This window comes from Parachryseolinea silvisoli, assembly GCF_021190955.1.
Classification (GTDB): Bacteria; Bacteroidota; Bacteroidia; order Cytophagales; family Cyclobacteriaceae; genus Ohtaekwangia; species Ohtaekwangia silvisoli.
Genome location: NZ_JAIOAO010000002.1, coordinates 254,467 through 276,229 on the forward strand (window position 1 = coordinate 254,467; position 21,763 = coordinate 276,229).

Consider the following 21,763-nt stretch of genomic DNA (forward strand, 5'->3'; position numbering starts at 1 on the left):
GTGGGTTCACACTCACACTGCTTTTAATTTACGGCTTGATGACCTTAAAGGACTTTTGCACGCCGTCTGCTGTAATCGTAATATAATATAGTCCACTCTTCCAACCAGCAGCATCCAGACTGGTAGCCTCTATGCGTGTGGCAGTATATACAATCCGCCCTGTCTGGTCCTTCACCTGCACACGGTGCCCCTGCGTACCTTCCGGCAACGTATAATTTACTTTGTCCGACACGGTGTTCGGATATACCGATACCACATCGTTCGCCGTAGTGACCGCCAGCCGGGCCGCTCCTGCGGGAGCCACAACACCCCACGCAAAAGCTTCCCAGCCGCCGATCGTTGCCCGTGTACACGTCATCGCCACCGTGCCGTTCTCCGACGATACATAAAAGCCATTGAACCCGCGCAGCGAAATCGTACCATCAGCATTCGCGACCCAATCAAATTTCTCCCAATCCCCGTAGGTAGCACGGTTGCACGTTATCGCTTGTGTCCCATTCTCCGAAGAAACAAACATATTCTGGTTCTGCAGCGCGATCTTGCCACCTCCCGCATCTACCACGAGGAAACCGTTCCAACCGGCCACTGCCGTAGCATTACACCACATCGGACCTACACCATTCTTCGAGCTTACATACTGATTGTTAACGCCGCGCAGCCAGATCGTCTGTCCTATCGGAATCGTCGGCGCAGCTGTGCTCACGTTCACTTCCGTTAAGCTATTCCAGGCATTCACAGAATTACCATGGCCCAGGATGCGTACGTATTGTGCCGTGACCGGGGCAAAAGAGAATGTCTCCAGTTCCAAAGACGTGCCGCTGCTGGTCAGACCGGCACCTACTGTCGTCCACCCTGCAGAGGGGTTGTTCGAAACTTGTACATCAAACGTCGTCGTACGGGTGTTGCCGCTATAGAATGCGATTTGCACGCCCGTAACCGAAGCCGGTGCGCTCAGGCAGAATTGGATCCACTGGCCGTCACCATTCGCAGACCAGCGTGTGTTAAGGTCGTTGTCAAGCACGTTCGCCGGAACGTTACCATCATCGGAGCTCGCCGCTACGGGCACGCAGCCCGGATTGGGATCTGTACCCGTCGGCAGCTCAGCGTGTGTCGCCGACAACCAGCCGAGGAAGTGATCTTCGATCGCTGTTTCCGGGCGGTTCTGATTCAACACATAGGTGCGCGTCTGCGGTACGTTCAGACCCAATGCGGTATACCGCGACAACAGAATTTCATACGGAGCGCTTTTACGGGCCCATTCCGAATCCGTGCGATAGTTCGGCGAGCCGGTACCCAGCAGACCTTTCACGTACGCTTCAGCACCTAATAACAGGCGCGGCTGTGAGGCACCGCTCGTGCGGGTAAACAGCGCATCACTACCTTGCTGATGCGCTACCTCCGCACACTGCGAAAGACCGATCAGCACATACTGCGAGTGTACAAAGTCGCGGAACAACTCGGGAATCTGACCCGCGGTGGTGATTTGATCCAACTGACCCGTTACGTGATTGTAACCCTGGTTGTATAGCGACGCATTATTCATAAATATACCCGCTGACATCAGCGCCAGATCTTTCGAAATAAGCCAGTTCGCCGTTTGATAGATGGGACCATTCACATACGTCAGTACTTTGTTTACAAAAGACTCGAAGCGTGTCACTTCCGACGACGCCCAACCCGCCGCGCCGTTGTTATAATACCGGATGATCTCCGCACCGGCCACCCAGATGGGCAATGCCCACGAAGCCTCCAGCGTACGCTGGTTCGGCGTACCGGCATCGGTCGTCATGCTTTGGAACGTCGCCGACCAGGCATTCAGAATTTGCACCGCCTTGTTGCGATGTGACACATTGCCCGTTACCACCCAACGGATGGCATGCGCATAGGCGGCGTGTGCGTCGCGACGGAAAGCTGCCTCTTGCGGCGAGCCGCCGGAGCCTACTACATATACCACAGCATACGGCTCCGGATTATAATTCAAGTTTGCACGCGAGTCGCCGGCCAGCACATTGTAGCCTTGCACGATCGGGCCGCTGTTGGCCGCCACTTTTGATTTGATAAAGTTCAGTTCGGCCTGGCTGCTAAATACACCCGGGTGACGAAACACCGCCGGGGCCTGGGCAAACGCTGACGTCAACAAAGCAACGGCCAGCATACCCGTTAATAATATCTTCTTCATAGTAGGTTGTGTTAATTTTTAATGATCCGGATAGATTTCGTAAAGCCCGTGGTCGAAATAGTCACGTAGTAAATACCACGCTTCCACGACGCCGCTTCGATCGTATTCTCCGCTTGCGCCTCGCCCGCAGCCTGATACACCACTTCACCATTCAGGTTCACCACCTTCACTTCATGAACACTGGCACCTGCCGGCAATACATAGTGCACTTTGTCCGACACTTCGTTGGGATACAGCCTCAGGCTCGCAGCGTTGACCGGCGCCACGCGCGCCGCGGCAGCAGGTGTTGCCACGCCCCAGGCGAACGATTCCCAACCACCGATCGTAGGACGGTTGCACGTCATCGCCTGTGTGCCATTCTCGGAAGAAACATACTGGCCGTTGTTACCGCGCAGTGATACGGTGCCGTCGGCATTTACAATCCAGTCAAATTTCTCCCAGTCTTGAACCGTCGCCCGATTACACGTCATCGCTTGCTCACCATTCTCCGAAGACACATAGAAGCTTTGATTCTGCAAGGCCACTTTACCAGCACCGGCATCTACCACGAGGAACTGGTTCCAGTTTGCCACCACGGTAGCGTTACACCACATCGGCCCAACGCCGTTCTTCGAGCTTACATATTGACTGTTGAAGCCCCGCAGCCAAACTGTTTGTCCCACCGGAATCGACGGCGCTTCCGTGGTGATCTTCACTTCCGTCAGGCTGTTCCACGCGTTGACCGAGTTGCCATGGCCTACGATACGGATATACTGTGCAGTACGTGCCGCAAAGGTAAAAGTCTCCAGCGCCAGCGACGTACCACTGCTCACCAGACCCGTCGCAGCATTTGTCCAGGCGGTGCCATTGCCCGATGTCTGCACGTCAAAGCTTGTCGTGCGGATATTGCCGCTATAGAACGCGATCTGCACACCTGTAACCGAAGCCGGCGCGCCAAGACAGAATTGAATCCACTGACCGTCGCCGGTTGCCGACCAGCGTGTGTTCAGATCGTTGTCGAGTACGTTGGCCGGCACGTTGCCGTCATCCGAGCTTGCCGCTACCGGCACACAGCCAGGGTTTCCACCACCACGTTGTTGTACCACCTGGTCGATGGCCGTCAGCAGCGAGTTGGCGTTCCTCGCATCGTCCGAAAGATCCCAGATCATGATACCGCCACCCTGATCGAAGGCCAGGTTGGTTTTGCTCTTAATGGTCGGGATACCGTTGTAGCCAACGCCGTTAAAGCTATCAGCGTTCGGGCTGGCACCACGGACCAGCAGATCGTCAAACCCTACATACTCCGTTGCTGAACGGCCGTAGAACGGCACGCCCAAAATAGCCTTGCTCACCGGCAGGCCACGGCCCTTCCAGTAGTTGAGCGACTGCACGGCATAGTTATACGTCGAGTGGTTTGAACCACCGCCGTCGTAGGCCATCAGGTTCAGGAAGTCTACATATCCGAATACCGGAGTCTGTATGCCGTCACCGATCGACCCGCTTGCCACCACAGCGGCCGTCAGCAGCTTACCCTGCGCGTGCAGCGCGTTGGAAAGCTGTTGCATCAGCAATGTGAAGTTTGGGGACTCCGTGCCCGTTGGGTATTCCCAGTCGATATCCACGCCATCCAGGTTGTACTGGTTGACCATGCCCAGCAGTGCATTGACAAAATTTGTACGGTAAGTAGCATTGGCTGCCAGTGATCGAAATGCGCTATCGTCAGCATTGTTCCAGCCACCGACCGCAATCAACACCTTCTTGCCGGCAGCATGACCCGCCGATACGAGGCTCTGCAGCTTCGAGGCGCCACCGCCTAAACTTTGCAGGCCACCCGTGGGAGTCGGCAGAGCAAATGCGTAGTTGATGTGCGTCAGCTTGCTGAACTGCACATCGCTAACGTTACCCGCCCAGGAAGGCAGGTAGCCCACAACTTTAAATTGCGCATACACCAACTGGCACAACAGCACCAGCAGCGAAGCACATACCGATCGAAACAGATATAATCTTTTCATAAAAAAGGGGATTATTGTGAATACGCCCCTAAGCTATGGGACAAGCGCCCTAGAAAAGGAATCGACTTATTAAACGGCAGCGCAGAATTATTAAAAGAACTATACTCCAGGCAACGATCCTGTTGGGAACGATCCCAACAAGAAATATACTTTTCACCAGTAATGGCTATTATTTCTGTTGCACAAAGTTGCGCAGGAATTGCACAGCGTTGCACAAACTAACGAGGAATACTACCTCACAACGGAAGCGCGATACACGATCATGCTTCTATTTTATACCAAAATATGAATGGATTGGTATATATTACTACGTGGCCCGCTGGTCACAACCCAGTATATTGACAAATCCGGCAAGCCTCTATTTTTTTGAGCACACTTCGCCGGAACATTTTTGTATACGAAAAAGAGAAATCCTCATCACTAGTAAATTCGTTACCGCACTCCAGCATACACCCCACCCAGCGCCTCCCCCAACGCCCGAATATCCTCCATCCGCGCCAACACGGCCAGCCAATACGCCGGTATACCGGCACTCCCATAATAAAGCCCCGCTAACCCACCGGTGATGGCCGCCGTGGTATCGGTATCCTGACCAAAATTAACGGCCGTCAATACCGCCGTCTCAAAATCATTTGTCTTCAAAAAACACCACAACGATGCTTCCAACGAAGCGATGACATAGCCACTACCGTGGATGGTATTCTTCGGGGCTTCGCGAATATCCTGTTGGATCATCCGCTCAAAGTGCTTCTGCTCACCAGCATCAAACTCCATCGCCTTCCACAACGCCATCACATCCTGGCGCATGCGCAGATAGCTTTCTTCTTTATTCAATCCCTGCAACACATACTCCGCCAATCGCAGATAGATCAAACAACTCATCGCCGCCCGAATATGCCCGTGTGTCAACGCCGATACCCGCCAGGTGATCTCAAACTTCTCCCGGATGTCGAGTCCCCGAATGTGAAATAACAACGGCAGTATCCGCATCAGCGATCCATTGCCATTGTCAGATTCCGGCGCCCCATAGCGCAACAGTTCCAGGTCTTCCAAATCGCCACGCTCCAGTATATCTTCCAACAAAGCAATCGTACGCCGGGTAGTCATGCCGATATCAAATACATTGTCATGGGCAGTCCAGTACGCCGAGGTTTTCCACTGCACAAACTTATGCGCCATATCGGCCAGGTCGTAGCCGCGCACCAACGACTCCGCCAGGCAGAACGTCAGCGAGCTATCGTCCGACCAGGTGCCGGCAGGTTGATGGTGCGTGCCATACCCCCGCATGTCGCGTGCGGGGTCTGCGGTCATCTCGGCCTGGCTCCGAAACTCAAATGGTACCCCCAGGGCATCACCCACGGCAACTCCTAATAGCCCGGCAACGGCTTTTTCACGCAGATCCATAATCATTACGTTATTCTTGAAAGGATAAACATACCATTACTGCAAAGAATTAGCCAATGTATAACAGGCAAGATTACGTACCTTTGCCGGGGTATGGAACAAGACAAAAGCGCATTGGCCAAACGTTACGCCAAACTCTCAAACGACCAACTCCTGGAAATGCTTGAAAACCGGCATGACTATACGCCAATCGCGCTGGAGGTGCTGCAAGAAGAGGTTAATAGCCGCCAAATCAGCAAAGAAGAAGTTGCCACCTACAAATTCACGGCGACCGTGAATACGGAGATACTAAAGGCGCGGGCATTGGAGCCCTTACCCCTGTGGCAAAAGGCCTTCTATTTCTTCGGTTTTATTGTTCCGATCTTTTTGTCTTACATTATATTCGCCTTTGAGCTAAACCGCAGGGAAGACGGCTATACCACAAAATTGCGTCAGACCCGGTTCTTTCGCTGGGCCGGATTTATTTCTTTCATGCTGGTTGTTTTTGTATCGCTTGACATGCCATTCCTGTTTTATATCCTCTGGCCCGCAAGCTTCGCCCTCGCCTACAAGTTCGCGCCCAAACCCAAAGCAGCTACCGAGTAACGACTACGCAGCATCCTGTTGTGCAGGCATCACACACGCAAGCACCGTTAGCGCAAAAGCCAATACTGACGCCCACGTACGCAGTGCATTCAGCCTATTCCACGGCCCCTCAAACGCTGCACGCTGCCGGGCAATCTCTTCCGGCGAAGCTGCGTCCAACCGAAAGGTATCCAATGCCTCATTCAAAGGCACGTTGCCTCCCATCGTGATGCCAATCACGCCCACGATATATATCACTGCCGCCGCCAGCAATAACCAAAAGCGTGCCGGCAACGACGATCGATACTGAAGGTATACATCCAACGGCAACAGCAACGCCGTCCCCAAAAAGCACAGCAAAAAAACAGGATTAAGAATCGCGCGATTCATCGCCTGCATGGACGCAATAAACTCCACATCCTGCACGCGCGCCAGCCCCGGACTGACGGCATACGACCAGGCACTAAACAGCCCGGCCATAAGACCGGTCGTAATCGCGGCAATCACCAGAAGAATAGTGGATAAAGTCATAGTGGTAGGGGTATTCGTTCGAAGGTTCATGGTTGTACGCGTAAAGATTTCACATACGTCACGAGTTCTTGTACTTGTCGGGTTGAGAGCTTCTTCCGAAAGCCGGGCATAAACCCCTTCCCGCGCTGGATTTGCAAAGTCACCGCCGTATCCGCTAACGTGCTACGTTGCAAGTCCCGGGCGCCAAACATTCCTTTGGTCCCGTCGTTGCCATGGCAGCGTGCGCAATATTGTTTATATAAACTCTCACCGGTGCCCGGATGTTGCACCGCGGGTACCTGCCGGAACGCACTGCTAAACACCAGCAAGGTCAGCAATACGGCCACACCTGCCAGCCGAAGGGTGCGCTTTTCGGTATTGGAATAAGACATAGTAGTTGTTTTTTTTGAGGCAAGTACCTCAAAACACGGCCCGCCGGATAGAACAAAACCGACAAGAATGACGGAAATTCCGGTGCTTGTCAGTCCTGATCCCATTGCGGAGCCTTAGCCCTGACAAAAAGTGTGAGTGTCAGTGGGAGAGCGAAGAAAAAAACAGTGTGCCCGTGTTCGCTCTCGCTTTCACTCTCACACTGTTTCCCCCGTGCCCCTGCACGCGTTCCAAAAGCCGTTATTAAAGAAAAAGGGAGTGGCGTAACGCCTAGTACGTATACTTCTTAAATACCGTCTCCAGCTCATTAAAGAAGAGCGAGTCATTACCACCCGACAGGGCGGCTGAGTTTGTCTCTTTGATCAGCTTAATAAGACCGGCGTAGTGGGCCAGGTCGAGCGGCGACTTCTGAATCTCTTTCAGATCGCGTTTCAAAAATTCGATGCGCACCTGGCTGAGGCTCTTCACATCGTAGTGCTCGACAAAAAAAGTACGAAGCTTTTCTTCCTGTAGGAAGTCCGCGATCAGCTGATCACGCAGCTGGCGGATCATATCAATCACCTGGGCTGTCGAGAATTTCTCTACTTCGTCTTTATATGCCCGTTGTGTGAGTTCCATGAGTTCTTAAAATCCCTGACAAGATAACTTCAAAAAAGATATTAATAACTATTGATGTTTGGGTTACTTCGTCAACTACCTAACGATCAGAATGATTTTCTTCATAATTTTTCTTGCTCCCAACACACGTCCGCTGCCCATACTTCTACGCAACATGACCTCCAAAACTCATAGAACAAGTGCTTTTGCTATAAAATTCACTTCCGACATTTATTCTTACAGTAGTTTTCCCCTTTCCCGTTTTAAAATTTTTATGTATTAGATATCACTCACACGCGCACATACTGTCATGTCATGATGATGTAAAGACCTTTAAAAGTTCTCTCAGTATAAGGATACCTCCATCCTTAAATCATATTTTGTGGATAGATTGTGGATAGATAACAGGTCTCCCTCCGACCGGAAACGAAAAAAAAACGATCGTAAGCGGACAAGACGATTGTACCACAAAGTCCGTTGCTGGGCCTAAAAATGGCTATTCTGTTCCAATTAGGCCTATTTGTTAACCATACAGGCTTTTGGCGACCTTTTTGCAAAATGCCATATGCCGAAACATCTACTCGATATGATTCAGACCATGTTCAGCCGCGCATACCGTAGCTTCTTAAAGAATAAATTCTTCTCGATCCTTAACATGCTGGGGTTGGCCATCGGCATGGCCGTGTTCCTACTCATCGCCCAGTATGTAAAGTTTGAGACGGGTTATGAAGATTTTGTACCCGAAGGTGACAATACGTATCGTCTTACACTCGATACGTTCCTCGGTCCCGAGCATGTACACTCCACCGCCGAAAATTTTCCTGCCGCTGGCCCCGCGCTAACGGCCGCCCTGCCGGAAATTGAAAATTATGCACGCTTGTATAACATGGGCTTCAAAAACAATGTCGTTATCACCAACGAAGAAGCCCTGCCACCCGTCGCCATTAAACAACGGAGATTCCTATACGCAGACGCGTCGTTCCTCCCGATGATGGGGTATACCCTCACCAGCGGTGACGTCAACACCGCGCTGGCAGAGGCCAATACTGCTGTCATTACTCAGGAGCTCGCCCACCGGTACTTTGGCAACGAGGACCCTATTGGCAAGACCCTGCGCATGCAGGACGACGATAATAACAACGAATTAGTACACATTACTGGTGTGATCCCCCACGTTCCCGACAATACCCACCTCAAATTTGACATCCTCTTCTCCTATAAGACCTTATTCACACGCACGCGTCCCGACCGCCCCGACTTCGGCATAGCCCGCTACGACAACAGCTGGACACGCAACGACATGTATACGTTTGTGCAGCTGCGCCCTGGCACAGACCCACATACGGTCGAAGCCAAGCTGCCGGCCATCATCACCGAGAAAGTACCCGACCTGAAAGAACGCAATGAACGTTACGTCATGACGCTGCAGCCGCTACGTGACATTCACCTCACCTCCCGCCTCTCCGACGAGGCCGAAGCCAACGGAGACGAGAGCATTGTGAATTTCATGGGGCTCATCGGTCTCTTTGTCCTGGCCATTGCCTGGATCAACTACGTCAACCTCTCCACTGCCAAAGCTCTGGAACGTGCCAAGGAAGTGGGCGTACGCAAGGTAATGGGCGCCGTGCGCTTTCAACTCATACGCCAGTTCCTGGCCGAATCGGCAATCGTCAACTTACTGTCGGTGCTTGTCGCCCTGGCGGTGGTCGGCGCGGCACTGCCCTCATTCAATATGCTCTCGGGGCTTGCGCTGACGCCGGCGCATTTGTTCCAGCCGTGGTTTATTGCATTGGTATTTATATTGTGGGCCACCGGCACAATACTGTCAGGGTTCTACCCGGCCATTGTATTGTCGTCGTTCAAGCCCGCCACTATCTTGAAAGGGAAGCTGAAGAACAGCACCCGCGGCATCGTACTGCGTCGCGCGCTGGTCGTATTTCAATTCATGGCGTCGGTCGCACTTATCGCGGGTACTTTTATTGTGTATACACAGCTGAACTTTATGATGAGCCGCGACATTGGCGTCAACATAGACCAGGTGCTGGTGGTCGAACGCCCCGGTGTCATGCCCGAGCAACGTGAATCTGCCATCGATGTTTTTAACAACGAGCTTCGGAAAGATCCCGCCGTCCAATCGGTTGCTTCGTCTACCACGGTGCCCGGCGCACAACGCGAGTGGAAAGCGCAGATAAAACGCTATGGCGAAACAAACGACAAATCGACTACCGTTATCCTGAACTCAATGGACTACAACTTTACCGATGTCTTTAAAATGAAGCTGCTCGCTGGCCGCACCTTCTCACAGACCTACGTGCAAGACCCCGACACGTCCCTCGTTATCACCGCTTCCGCAGCAAAGGCCCTGGGGTTCAAAACACCCGGCGATGCCATCGGTCAAACGCTTACGTTTAGCGATTATGACTTCAACAGTATCATTGTCGGCGTTGTCAACGACTACCACCAACTGTCGCTCAAGCAAACTATCACGCCTGTCGTCTTCCAATGTTCCGCCTACGACGGTGAGTTCTACTCGGTGCGCATTACCACCGACCACGACAACCTCGAGCGTACCCTGTCTACTGTGCAGGCTGCTTACGAAAAGTCCTTTCCAGGCAACCCGTTTGATTATTTCTTCCTCGACGACTACTTCAATCGCCAGTATAAAAATGAGCGTCAGTTCGGTGTGCTCTTCACCACGTTTGCCACACTGGCGCTCGTCATCGGCTGCTTAGGGCTGTTGGGGCTCTCCGCCTACACCGCCGTACAGCGCACCAAAGAGATCGGCATCCGCAAGGTACTCGGGTCCAGCGAAGGCGGCATCTTTGTACTGCTATCAAAAGACTATGTGCGACTGATCGCGCTTTCCATTGTCCTCAGTGTACCGCTGGTATATTTCCTGATGAACAGCTGGCTGCAGCGCTTTGCCTATCACACATCGATATCGCCCTTCGCGTTTATCGGTGCGGGTGCCATCGTACTGCTGATCTCGCTGCTGACGGTCAGCATCCAAACCCTACGGGCAGCGCGTACCAACCCCGTGGATTCGCTGCGATACGAGTAGTTCTGATAGCGAGTAGCGAAAACGACGCGTTTTCCGTAGATTGGCCGTTCATTTTATAGACTCATGAGCAAGGAATCCACGCAGGACCAGGACTACGCCGGCATCGACTTCCGCACCAATGGCTTCGAACGCGGTGAATACGACAACTGCACGTTTAATAATTGTACCCTTGCTTCGGTTTCTCTGACGGGCAGCACGTTCATAGAATGCCGCTTCGTCAACTGCGACCTTAGCATGGCCATACTCCAGGACGCTTCCTTCCGCGACGTAACCTTCCGCAATTGCAAAATACTCGGCGCCCGCTTTGACGAGTGCAGCAAGTTTCTATTGGCATTTCGTTTTGAATCATGCATTATCAACTTCTCCTCGTTCTATCGTCTGAAGCTCAAGGGCACATCGTTCAAAGACTGTAAACTGCAAGAAGCCGAGTTCATCGAAACCGACCTGACCAACGCCAAATTCGACGACTGCGACCTACTGGGTGCACGCTTCGAAAACACATTACTGGAAGGAGCCGACCTGCGCACTGCCTACAACTATTCCATGGATCCCGAGCGTAATCACCTGACCAAAGCCAAATTCTCGTTGAGCGGTGTTGTCGGACTGTTGGATAAGTATAAAATCAAAATTGAGTGACGCATGCAACCCAACGCCCACTAGCCACGTATTACGCCTTATAAAGACTGGAAATAAGTCTACGAAAACGTTATAACACCCAATCACACCGAATACATATCTTAATTATATCCTCCTTACGACACGTTACCAGCAGGATCAATCTTAATTTTTAACAACCGTTTCATTTTTTATTATGAAGAAAACCACACGCATTCAGATTGCGGAAGATAGCCTCCGTATTATCAAGCAAGGCTATTACGTAAACCGCCAAGGCAAAACCGTCTCCATACAGGAAGACCAGCAACGCAGCGTCAAATCCTCCGTCCATTATACCGAGTCGATGCTCGACGCCGTCCCGGCGCAGCTCGCCAGCCTACTGGCAACACAACCTACTGGCACTACACGTTTTGAAGTGACCGGCGCTACGTCATTGGAGGCATGCCGGCAGCTGGTAATAACCGGAGCTCCGTCAGTGATGTGCCTGAACTTTGCATCGGCTAAAAATCCCGGCGGTGGTTTCCTGAATGGCAGCCAGGCCCAGGAAGAAAGCATCGCGCGTTCGAGCGGACTGTACGAATCGATTACGCATCACATGGACTTTTACCAAACAAACCGCGGCCTCGACACTTGTTTATATACCGACGCCATGATCTACTCGCCGGACGTACCAGTCTGGAAGGACGATGACGGCGATGTCCTGGGTGACTTCTACCGACTATCGATCATCACGTCGCCCGCGGTGAACGCCGGCGCTGTCACGCGAAATGAGCCGAATAACGTCGTGCACATTGCACCCGTCATGATGCGGCGCATGGAGAAAGTGCTGGCAGTCTCATTGCTCCACGGCCATAAGACGCTCGTGCTGGGCGCCTGGGGCTGCGGTGTATTTCAGAATGATCCTGAAGATGTGGCCGGTTATTTTGCACAGCATCTAAAAGATGGAAAATTCAAAAATCGCTTTGAACGGATCGTTTTTGCAATCAAGTCAAACGAGGAGAGATTTATCGAACCGTTCCGGCGCCATTTTGCATAAGAGCGGATGTCGGTGATATCCTGCAGGCTACAATCGCCACTGCCCCAACATTATATATCGCGGAGACGCTACGACCGTAGGAATTTCATTGCCATACAATGGTCCACCAGTCATGCACCATTGCTCGACGCCACGCTTGTTATCCTGGATCACCTTCGGCTTTTTCGCTTCGACGAACGAAGCAGGCGACTTTTCTACCTTCCGCTTTACGGGCCTGGATGTCGCTGTGGTTGTATCAACTATCGTATAAGAGTATGTATACGTCGCGGCTTCCGGTTCGGTCGTCGGCGCAGAAGTTGAAACATAATGATAGCTAAACGTCTGTGTAGAGACAGCTATGGAAGCAGTGGGCGTATTATCGTGTGGTGCAGCTTCGGACTCCACATCCGCAGGTGTTTCAACCAATCCGGATGTCAGCTTTTCCTCCCCAATCGACGACGCATCACTACTACCGTTGTCTCGTCCGCGTAAGGCGACGATCTTTGCCGCACCAAAACGTTTCACCTCTTTGATCTCGCCACCTTCGTGCAAAGCGCCATACTGTATACCGATGGACAACATCAGCGACCAACCATTGTCTGGCGGCGTTTCGTTCACTTCGAGCGCCAATGTGGTGGCAGGCATACCTTCCAACGAAGGATACCACGTTGTAGAGGTTTCGGTCGGGAAGTAGCCCGCGTCAAACCATTTGGGCGGCTGGAACTCGCGCGACACCGTATCGAACGTCATGTCGGGCACAACACCCAAGGTGACAATAACGCGGAACATCGCGTGGTTATTCTGCGGGAAGTAATTGATACTGCGCAACAGGTGGGGTATATCCACCGTCGCTGCGCGACGTTCGCGATCAATCGTATAGTATACCGGATTGCGCACCACGGAATCGAACGTAGGGTTTTCCGTATTCAGGGGAAATCCTTCCAGGATCCGTGCATAGTCTGAGAGTATAATATCCCGGCGTCCCCACAGGCTTGTTTTATCCTGAAGTTGTACCTTGCGCATGACGCTGTTGATATCGCTGCCAAAGTTGTTGTCGGCTAACGCCTTGAGCGGATGCAACGCATAGCGCACATGTTTACCCATGCGCGAGCAACCTCCAAACTCCGACATTGTATACCGGGTATTGGCAAAATTGGGGCTTTTTTTGATTTGCTCCGCGGAAGGCCCGCCCTTGCGGCGGACGACGATTTTGGAACATCCGCGCATACGATAGGCGCTCAATTCGCCTAGTTTCCCGGTGAATTTCAATCCCTCTAAGAAGGCCATAGACTAAACGGTTTTGTTCAACGAATACATTACTCTAAACAGCCGCCGGGGTCAGAACGGAGTATAAATCGAAGATAGCAAAAGTATGTCTCAAGCCTATCAATTGAATTGATAAAATTTTTCTGCTATGGTTTTTAGCATCAGATATTGAATACCATATATAGTATTGAATATCTATTACTAATCTACTTTTTAATTATTGGGTATCTATTTAATAATTAGGCAGATGATACACTTGACACCTGATTTGTACGGTGACTATCCGAGGTCCTTTGCTACTCCCCGAAAATTCAGAGTATGACTGATGGAAGGTTATTCGCCGGGTCGTGGAGTCTGCCGGGAATACAATTTTGGGGAAATTGTGGATAAGTTTATTCCAGGTATTCAATGATTGCCATGTTATCGCCGGCCATCGTCTCAGGCTCAAAATTCAGCTGAAACCTCGTGGAATAAACAGACGATGCATCAAACATGTTCCTAATCTTCAAAGAAATCATCTTCCCGTCCCGTTCGTACGAAGCCGTCATTATATATCGGCCGAGGGGAATGTCAACCAGGCTGCCATACTCTGCTGAATACGGCTCGCCTGTACGCATCGTTAATGTTTTGCCTTCGGATCCGTCGATCAACTCACCAACGGGTTCCAGCGTAAAGATAATATTTTCCGGATCATATATCTCACTCCCGATAGCACCATTGACGCTAACGCTGGCGCCAAAATAGCCCGTCATCTCTTCCTGCTTTTTACCCGTAAGCCTCCATTCAAAATTAACGACACCGCCTTCGTTGCTCAACACATCCGTCATGTCGGATGCAAGGTCTAGTGTATACGTTTTGTCATTTAACGTACGTTGTATGGAAGCGGATACCGCGTATGTTCCGACGGTCGGCAAGGCCGCCTCGTATATACCGCCTGCGTTTGTTTGTACGATAATGTTGTTATTGTAAAACATCGTATTGTCGATTACCACTTCGGCACCCGCTATGGGGTTACCCTGTGTATCGACTACTTTGCCGGTGATGTAGCCTTCGCGTGGATTGACGGTGTCTTCCGACGCTTCGTCATCGTCGCTACAAGCGGTGGTGAGCGCGAGCGTAGCCACGAGGCAAAGCATAGCCTTCATGGCGGATGTGTTTGTGTAGAGCATGGGTTATAAAGAAATTTTAGTGATGAACGTGCATAGTACTACTGCGGCTGATCCGGATCGGGCGGAAAGTTTGGCGCGATCGTGCCCCACTCCAATGTGATGGTAAACTCCGGTCTGTCGCCGTCATACTCAATGAGGGAGCGGTCATCACCTTTGTCCTGGATCTTACCAGGCTGGATGTTAAACGTTGCGTCGAACACCAGGTTAAAAAGCTGAAACTTTTCGGTGGGACTTTCAAGGCTCATGGCAACTTCTTCTTTGTCGGATGTGCCACTGTCATCGGGACATACCCAATCGTTATAGACAGAATTAAGAGTAGTCTTGGGATTGAGGAATGACAGCGCGCGCAACTCAAAGCCGTTATCTTTTTCGGTACAGATCACCATTATACTGGGCTCTGTCGGTCGCTGTCCGTCGAACATCGGAAGCGTGCCCTGGCTGTTACCCCACGCGGCGTAGTAGGTATACGTACAGTTTCCGGGATTCGCTATATATTTGGCATCACCCCCGAATTTATAGGTAGCCCTGGTATCGCGGGCGGGGCCGGGGTATATCGTGGGCTCAACTTTCACGGGATTTGTTGCGGGAGTCTTGCGATAGTAGCCAACATCGCGGCGCACGTGAAAAGCAATGTTCGTCTCTTCTTTATACGCGCCGGCCGACGGTCGGGTGTACTTTAGCGTGCCGCGCCACTCCGTTAAGCGGCGTGGGTTACTCTCGTGATCACGGATCGTGACGACGACATCGCCCGCAGAACCTTTGCCCGACGAAGGGATCTTACACTGAATCTGATCGCGCGACCAGTCTACTACTTCTACTTTCACGCCATCGATCGTAACGGTACGCTCACTGGCGCCGGGGTCATCGCCGAAGATGCCCCAGATGTAGAGCCAGTCAAAGTACTCGTACATCTCGAGGTAAGCAATGCTGGGGGTAAGGACGAAGCGTGTATCCGGGCTAATCTTGTTGTAGCATTTAAAGACAGACTGCTCTACGACGTTGCCCTCTTTTACGTCCGACACATTCAATCCCTTGGTCGCCATGTCTTTCATGACGGCGTCGATGTCGAACGGGCGCTGAAAAGGATCTTCCTGGGGAATGGGAAAGCTTGAGCCACCACTGGGGGCGTTGGCGCCGAGCAGGCGGTCGAATACGAACTTGGCGGCAACATAGCCGTCGGATTCATAGATGGGTTTTGTCCAGCCGAGGTAGGCCGCATGTTTGTTCTCGGCTTTGCTGATGACAGTCTCGCGGAATTCTATGCCACTGGGCATTTCGCGAAAGCCGTTGCACGCTGTAAAATATATCAGCGCGTTCTCACCAAAGCTCATGTGTTCTTTGACAAAGGCGGCGGTAAAAGCATAGTGCTTCTCCACCGTTACGTTTCCCGGCGAGGGCTCGTCGTTCGCGGCGACCATGTAGCCTAGGCGTAAGTTATCGAGGTCGTCTTTGAAGGCGGCTTCATTTGCGGGCGTACACTTGTCGGTTGTCCAGAAGCCGAGCGTCGCGGGGATTTGTTTGCCGCCTACTTGTCGCAGGTCGGTGGCGCCACCGTGGGTGCTGAGGTAAAAGATGGCGTGGTCGTTACCGATCTTTTTCAGGTTCTCCACGGAAGCGATGTCGCTGTGTATGCCGTAATCGCTTTTGGATTTAGCAAAGATCTGCTTTATGGCCGCTGTAGGATCGATGAAGCCAGTACCCATGCCGTTGAGAAGCGTCACTTTCTTGTGTTTTGGCAGCTCTTGTGGCCGGGCCGTTGGATCCGTGCTGTAGACAGGCGACCCGCCAGCTACGTCTGCTGGCTTCTGCCGTCCGCCTTGTTGGCCTTCGGGTACTCGCTTTAGGTTGTTGACAAACATGATGGAGCGGCCGTCAGGGAAGTAGGCCCACACGTTGTTTGCTTCTTCGGCGATCCCGGCATCGGCTATGGTGGGTTGTGTTTTGAGCCAGTCTACTAATTGTTGTGATGCAGTTGTTTCGTCTGCGGCCAGCAAGAATTCGTATTTGGCGCGACAGGATTCGAGGGTTTCCATGCGAGCCTCGTTTGTGATCGGGTCAACGGGATCGCCGGGGGTTGCGCCGTCATCGTCGTGGCAGCTGGATAGAAGTGTGATGCACAGCAGAAGGTACAGGAGGTTTTTCATCGCACAGGTTTTGTGTAATGGATACGGCTAACCGGGCGGGTAGTTAACTACATGAACGGGGGGCGTGGTGGAATATACCCCAGGTTGGAGGATAGGGACCAGGCAGTGTGCGTGTGGGAGCAAGAGCGAAGAAAAAATATAGCACCCCTATTCGCTCTCGCTCCCACACGCACATTATTATCGTACGCGGCTATTTTCCGTAGTGCCGGTGGATTGACTTTGATAGCTGCTCTTCTTTAGCTGGCCGAAGGTGTAGGTGACGATGAAACGATAATAGTCGGTGTTAAACTTGCGTGCGTAGATGATGTGTGTTTGACCAACGTCGTAATGGCCATCAGGGTAACTGGTGTGGTACATATCGTTGGCGGTGAAGCTGACTTTGAGAGCCTTGTTCAGGAATTCCCTTTCGGCGCCCAATGTGACGAGCCAACGGTCATAGTCAAAATATAGACCTTGTGAGCGTTGGCCGAGGTACCAACCCAGGAGTTGCAAGGAGAAGAGTTTGCCTATGTTTATTTTGTTGTTTGTATACAAGTATACCTGGGGTCGGACGGCAATCATGGTGAAGCCGTTGTCGCTGTCAATACGTTTGCTATAATTGACGCTTACACTGTTGGTGGATGTGAACCAGGGGCGACTGAAGGTCGCGGAAGCGGTGGCAAAGTAGTTATGGCCGCGGCTGAGGTTGATGGCTTTCAGGATGTAGCTTTTGTCGTCGGCACCGCGCGTGGCGGCACCGCTCATGGGGGTGATGTTATAGCTGTAACCGGCTTTGAAGTCGAGCATGCGCCAGGCAGCACCTAATTCCACTGCGTGTACTTTTTCGGGTTTCAGGTCGGGGTTTCCCGCAGAAGAGGTGAAGGCGTCCTGGTAAATGAGCGCGGGACTGAGGGATTGGTAGGAAGGTCGTATGATACGCGACGTATACGCGGCGCGCAGCTTGAGGTCTGGTGACGCTGTCATGGCGATCTGTGCTTGCGGGAAGAGGTTTATGTACGTATCGCGGAAAGTGCCCTCCTCGCGGATCGAGGTATACAGGGTATAGTGCGTCCACTCCGCGCGCAGACCAACGCCATAGGTTATGGACTTGTTGATGATGCCGTCGTATTGCGTGTAGGCTGCGGATATGGTTTCGTCGTAGGAGAAATCGTTCGTACGCTGGGGATCGGGAGTATGCTCACCACCTTCGCTGATTTCGTAAAACGACAGGTCGGCCGCTACGCGGGCGAGGCTGAGCTTGGTGCCAAAGGCGAGCCTGCCGCCGCGAGGGTATACATGCAGAAGGTCGGCTTGTGGGCTGAGAATTTTAATGGGGTTGTTTTGGTGGCTTCCCAGCACGCGAATGACTTCTTCGTTACTAACTTCTTCGTTGTTGATAAGGTTGTTTTCGTGGATGTCGTCATCGCGATACCAGCTATAGGTGGAGAGCTGGCCGCCAACGAAAAGGTAAGATCCCAGGGTGTCGAGCATCGTTTTACTATTGACGGTAACAGCGTTATTACGGGTGAGATTGATGCGTGCAGTGCGGGAGCTATAGCGGCTGTCTTCCGTATGGGTGGTGATAAAGTTCCGGCTTTGCAGGTCATCGTCGATGCGTTCATAGAAGCCGTTGTATTCTATAGATGCATAGCTGCCGCCGCGCAGGGCGTATGACATACCCAGGCTGTAGTTCGACACGTCCTTATAGTCGCGCTGGCGATCCCAACGTAGTTGTGAGTTCAGGTAGTCTGTTTCGGCCGGACGTGTGCGCGTAGTGTTGAGTACTTCACGGTCGTTGCCACGGCGCAAGTCGATGTTACCGGCCACGTCAATGCGCCCCTTCTTCGCGGTGGCGTTGATCTGAGTATTGGTGGCACCCCCGGCATAGTGCGACCATGTTACCTGTTGGTTGACGGTGGCGCGATAACCATCGGGCATGTCGGCTTTGGTGATGATGTTGATGACAGCCTGTCCCTCGGCATCGTACGATGCCGGCGGGTTGGTGATGATCTCGATGCTTTTTACTTGCGCCGCCGATATCGACGCGAGGCGCTCTTGCGTGATGCGCTTGCCATTGAGGTACAAAATTGCCTGGCCCTTGCCGAAGATGGAAAGGCCGTTGTCGTCGGACGTGACGCCGGGCGAGTGCGTCAGAATCTCTTGTACCGAGCTGCTGGTAGCCAGTACGGTATTGGCGACGTTAACCTGTAACACCCCGTCGGGACGAGTCGTGAACAGCGGTGCATCCCCGGTAATCTCGACCTCGCCGAGCAGCTCCGGGTTGTCGCGGACGATGACGGTGCCCAGGTCCACACGGGACCGGCCGGCCAGGAATACATACATAATGGTATCGCCGAACTGGATGGACGTCAGCTTGAGGAGCACCTCGTGCTGGGGCAGGTCGGTCAACGAGAAATTGCCTTCCAGGAAGCTGACGCCCTGGAGCAGGCTGGAGTCACGGACCGATAGGGCCAGGGCATTACCCATCTGTAGCTCGCCGGTTGGGCTGGCGACCCGGCCGGTCAGGGTGTGCCGGTCCTGGGTAAAGGCATGTGCTGAAAGCAGTGTCAGCAGTAAACTGATCAGTGTGTGGCGCGTAGGCATCGGGCGGTCCATCTCCTCTTGTTTTTCTTACAAGGATGCGATGTAAGGCCGTGGAACACTTTAAAAAACATGTTTTTTATAATGAAAAAGGGCGTTTTTAGAAAAGTCGGAGTGCGGTAGTCCGGTTCAGCAGACTAAAATATCACCAACTCCGTAATGATAAAGTAACAGCTTATGGGTTAATTGGGAGCGGAAGAAATGGTTGGACTGCAAAGATCATGGTTGCTAAAGGTGTCATATTAGTATTGAGTTGTCTGGGGGTGATCCAGGCATTGTTCCTGTGTGTGTATTTGTTCAGCCTGCGGGACCGGCGCTCGAACCTGCTGCTGGCGTTCCTGTTGCTGAGCCTCACGGTGCGTATCGGCAAATCGGTGGTATTTGTCTACCTGGACCTCGACCCGCGCGTGCGCAACCTGGCCATTGCCACCGTCCTGGCCACGGGCCCCTTGTTATGGCTTTATGGCAAGGCGATTCTGGAGAAACAAACATTCTCCTCCCGCCACTATCTACACCTGGTGCCTTTCGCCCTCTACTTATTGTTAAGCCCGATCATTCCCAACGACGGCAGCCTGTTGTCACGGATTCTCTATCCATCGGTGCTGCTGCACCAGACGGTATACCTGGTGGTTTCCTGGTATTACCTTTTTAACGTGCCGGCGGGCACACGGTTGAAGTCGTGGTATCGCAATATTGTGATTGGGGTTAGTACGGTGCTGCTGGTATATGGAGGGGTGTATCTTGGATTTATTCCTTTCTATATTTTGGGCGCGGTGTTCTTTTCGTTGCTGGTCTATATCTTCTCGTACATGCTGTTGAAGCGACATGTGTTTGCGTTGGAGAAGTATACCAGCTCGACGATTGACGGCGCAACGGCCCGTCAGCTGGTGCAGCAGGTTAAGAGCTTGTTCGAGCAACACGATGCTTATTTGGATAGTGAGCTTACGTTGAAACGCGTGGCGGAGCAACTGTCGGTAAACTCCCGGGATTTGTCGCAGGCTATTAATGAGCAAGAGGGGAAGAACTTTGCGGAGTTTGTGAATCAGTATCGGATTGCGAAAGCGAAGACTATGCTGGCGGATCCGGTCTATGCGCAGGAGAAGGTGGCGAGCATTGCATATGATTGCGGGTTTGGAACGGTAACGTCGTTTAATGTGGCGTTTAAGGCTGCCACACAGATGACGCCGACGCAGTATCGGGAACAGGTTGGTGTTTTACGAAATACATAAATTAGGAAACTCAAAAATTACAACGTCGTGAAGATTGTTTCTGTTGAGGAGTTTTATAAGCAACTGCAGGATGCAGGAAAGGGAAGTGCCGGGATGCCGGTGCCGGAGGGGAATCAGCATCAGGGACATTTTAATGTGTTTGATTTGGCAGCGGTGGCGGGGAAGCAGACGGCAATGCCGTATGATCGACGGGCGTATTATAAGATTAGTTTTATACAGGGTGCCAATCGGGCAGAGTATGCGGACAAGGTAGTGCAGATTGAGAAGCAGGCGTTGCTGTTTGCTACGCCGAAGGTGCCGTATCATTGGTTGCCGCAGAGCGAAAAGCAGCAGGGGGCGTTTTGTATTTTTACAAGTGATTTTATTAATAAGACGCAGCATGGGTTGACGCTTGATAATCTGCCGTTGTTCCAGCCTGGGGGTTGTCCGGTGTTTGAGATTTCGGATGATGAGGCAGCGGAGATAGGCGATATCTTTCGGCGGATTCGGAAGGAGGTTACATCGGACTATGCCTATAAGTATGATTTGCTGCGGAACTATGTGATGGAGCTGATCCACTATGGGCAGAAGCTGCGGCCGGGCGCTACTGTGCCGGCGGCGCATGGGGCGTCGGCCAGGGTGTCGTCGTTGTTTACGGAATTGTTAGAGCGGCAGTTCCCGGTGGTGCCGCCGCAGCAGTCGCTGGGCTTGCGCACGCCGAAGGATTATGCTGACCGGCTCGCGATTCACGTCAATCACTTGAATAAAGTATTGAAGGAATCGACCGGGTCTACGACGACAAAGATCATCAGCGATCGCATTTTGCAAGAAGCTAAGATCATGTTAAGAAATAGCCATTGGACGGTGTCCGAGATTTCGTATTCGCTGGGCTTTGAAGAGGTGGCGCACTTTTCGAACTTCTTTAAGAAGCGCACGGCCCTGACGCCACTGGCTTTCCGTGCTTAGCCGGCGGGGGAACCCCCTTATTTGAAATTCGCAAATCTTCGATTGATCCTCGCAAATATTGCCCGGCCGGGGCCCTCCATCTTTGTATTACAATTAATACATAC

Annotated in this window: 16 protein-coding genes; 6 read left to right on the top strand and 10 right to left on the bottom strand. The window is 52.2% G+C overall.

The features are described 5' to 3' along the window. Positions 1-28: 28 nt before the first annotated feature. From K7P01_RS10795 to K7P01_RS10805, 3 genes are all read right to left on the bottom strand, one after another. Entirely contained in the window at positions 29-2,179 is a 2,151-nt protein-coding gene (locus K7P01_RS10795; protein WP_267292793.1) for a discoidin domain-containing protein, read from the bottom strand. A gap of 11 nt (positions 2,180-2,190) precedes the next feature. Then, entirely contained in the window at positions 2,191-4,170 is a 1,980-nt protein-coding gene (locus K7P01_RS10800; RefSeq protein WP_267292795.1) for a glycosyl hydrolase family 18 protein, read from the bottom strand. 432 nt (positions 4,171-4,602) lie between these two features. Continuing rightward, positions 4,603-5,574 carry an ADP-ribosylglycohydrolase family protein gene (locus K7P01_RS10805; RefSeq protein ID WP_267292797.1) on the bottom strand — a complete coding sequence of 324 codons (972 nt, stop codon included), beginning with the start codon at positions 5,572-5,574 and terminating at the stop codon, positions 4,603-4,605. Between the two features lie 93 nt (positions 5,575-5,667). Here K7P01_RS10805 and K7P01_RS10810 point away from each other — a divergent pair, with 93 nt between their 5' ends. Continuing rightward, positions 5,668-6,159 carry a hypothetical protein gene (locus tag K7P01_RS10810; protein ID WP_267292799.1) on the top strand — a complete coding sequence of 164 codons (492 nt, stop codon included), beginning with the start codon at positions 5,668-5,670 and terminating at the stop codon, positions 6,157-6,159. A 3-nt stretch (positions 6,160-6,162) separates the two neighbouring features. Here K7P01_RS10810 and K7P01_RS10815 read toward each other — a convergent pair whose 3' ends face one another. The 3 genes from K7P01_RS10815 to K7P01_RS10825 form a co-directional block, all read right to left on the bottom strand. Then, complete coding sequence (locus K7P01_RS10815) at positions 6,163-6,669, bottom strand: anthrone oxygenase family protein (protein WP_267292801.1); 507 nt, start codon at positions 6,667-6,669, stop codon at positions 6,163-6,165. A 26-nt stretch (positions 6,670-6,695) separates the two neighbouring features. Beyond that, complete coding sequence (locus tag K7P01_RS10820; RefSeq protein ID WP_267292803.1) at positions 6,696-7,040, bottom strand: c-type cytochrome; 345 nt, start codon at positions 7,038-7,040, stop codon at positions 6,696-6,698. A gap of 268 nt (positions 7,041-7,308) precedes the next feature. Continuing rightward, complete coding sequence (locus K7P01_RS10825) at positions 7,309-7,656, bottom strand: hypothetical protein (protein ID WP_267292805.1); 348 nt, start codon at positions 7,654-7,656, stop codon at positions 7,309-7,311. A 565-nt stretch (positions 7,657-8,221) separates the two neighbouring features. Between K7P01_RS10825 and K7P01_RS10830 the strand changes: the two genes are divergently transcribed. The 3 genes from K7P01_RS10830 (at position 8,222) to K7P01_RS10840 (ending at position 12,347) form a co-directional block, all read left to right on the top strand. Next, complete coding sequence (locus K7P01_RS10830) at positions 8,222-10,696, top strand: ABC transporter permease (protein ID WP_267292807.1); 2,475 nt, start codon at positions 8,222-8,224, stop codon at positions 10,694-10,696. A gap of 63 nt (positions 10,697-10,759) precedes the next feature. Further along, positions 10,760-11,332, top strand: a complete 573-nt coding sequence (locus K7P01_RS10835) for a pentapeptide repeat-containing protein (RefSeq protein ID WP_267292809.1) — start codon at positions 10,760-10,762, stop codon at positions 11,330-11,332. 175 nt (positions 11,333-11,507) lie between these two features. Further along, entirely contained in the window at positions 11,508-12,347 is an 840-nt protein-coding gene (locus K7P01_RS10840; RefSeq protein WP_267292811.1) for a TIGR02452 family protein, read from the top strand. 27 nt (positions 12,348-12,374) lie between these two features. On the opposite strand, the gene K7P01_RS10845 is transcribed toward K7P01_RS10840, so the two are convergent. From K7P01_RS10845 to K7P01_RS10860, 4 genes are all read right to left on the bottom strand, one after another. Then, entirely contained in the window at positions 12,375-13,613 is a 1,239-nt protein-coding gene (locus tag K7P01_RS10845; RefSeq protein ID WP_267292813.1) for a hypothetical protein, read from the bottom strand. A gap of 371 nt (positions 13,614-13,984) precedes the next feature. Next, positions 13,985-14,761: a carboxypeptidase-like regulatory domain-containing protein gene (locus K7P01_RS10850; RefSeq protein ID WP_267292815.1), complete on the bottom strand. Its 777-nt coding sequence runs from the start codon at positions 14,759-14,761 to the stop codon at positions 13,985-13,987. A gap of 38 nt (positions 14,762-14,799) precedes the next feature. Then, a complete protein-coding gene (locus K7P01_RS10855) occupies positions 14,800-16,905 on the bottom strand; it encodes an IPT/TIG domain-containing protein (protein WP_267292817.1) in 2,106 nt (701 codons plus the stop codon). 177 nt (positions 16,906-17,082) lie between these two features. Continuing rightward, positions 17,083-19,500, bottom strand: a complete 2,418-nt coding sequence (locus K7P01_RS10860) for an outer membrane beta-barrel family protein (protein WP_267292820.1) — start codon at positions 19,498-19,500, stop codon at positions 17,083-17,085. Positions 19,501-19,706: 206 nt separating this feature from the next. Between K7P01_RS10860 and K7P01_RS10865 the strand changes: the two genes are divergently transcribed. Both K7P01_RS10865 and K7P01_RS10870 read left to right on the top strand, forming a co-directional pair. Further along, positions 19,707-20,714 carry a helix-turn-helix domain-containing protein gene (locus tag K7P01_RS10865; protein WP_267292822.1) on the top strand — a complete coding sequence of 336 codons (1,008 nt, stop codon included), beginning with the start codon at positions 19,707-19,709 and terminating at the stop codon, positions 20,712-20,714. 27 nt (positions 20,715-20,741) lie between these two features. Then, the gene (locus K7P01_RS10870; protein WP_267292824.1) at positions 20,742-21,659 is read left to right on the top strand and encodes a helix-turn-helix domain-containing protein; all 918 of its coding nucleotides are present in this window, start codon (positions 20,742-20,744) and stop codon (positions 21,657-21,659) included. Positions 21,660-21,763: the final 104 nt, after the last annotated feature.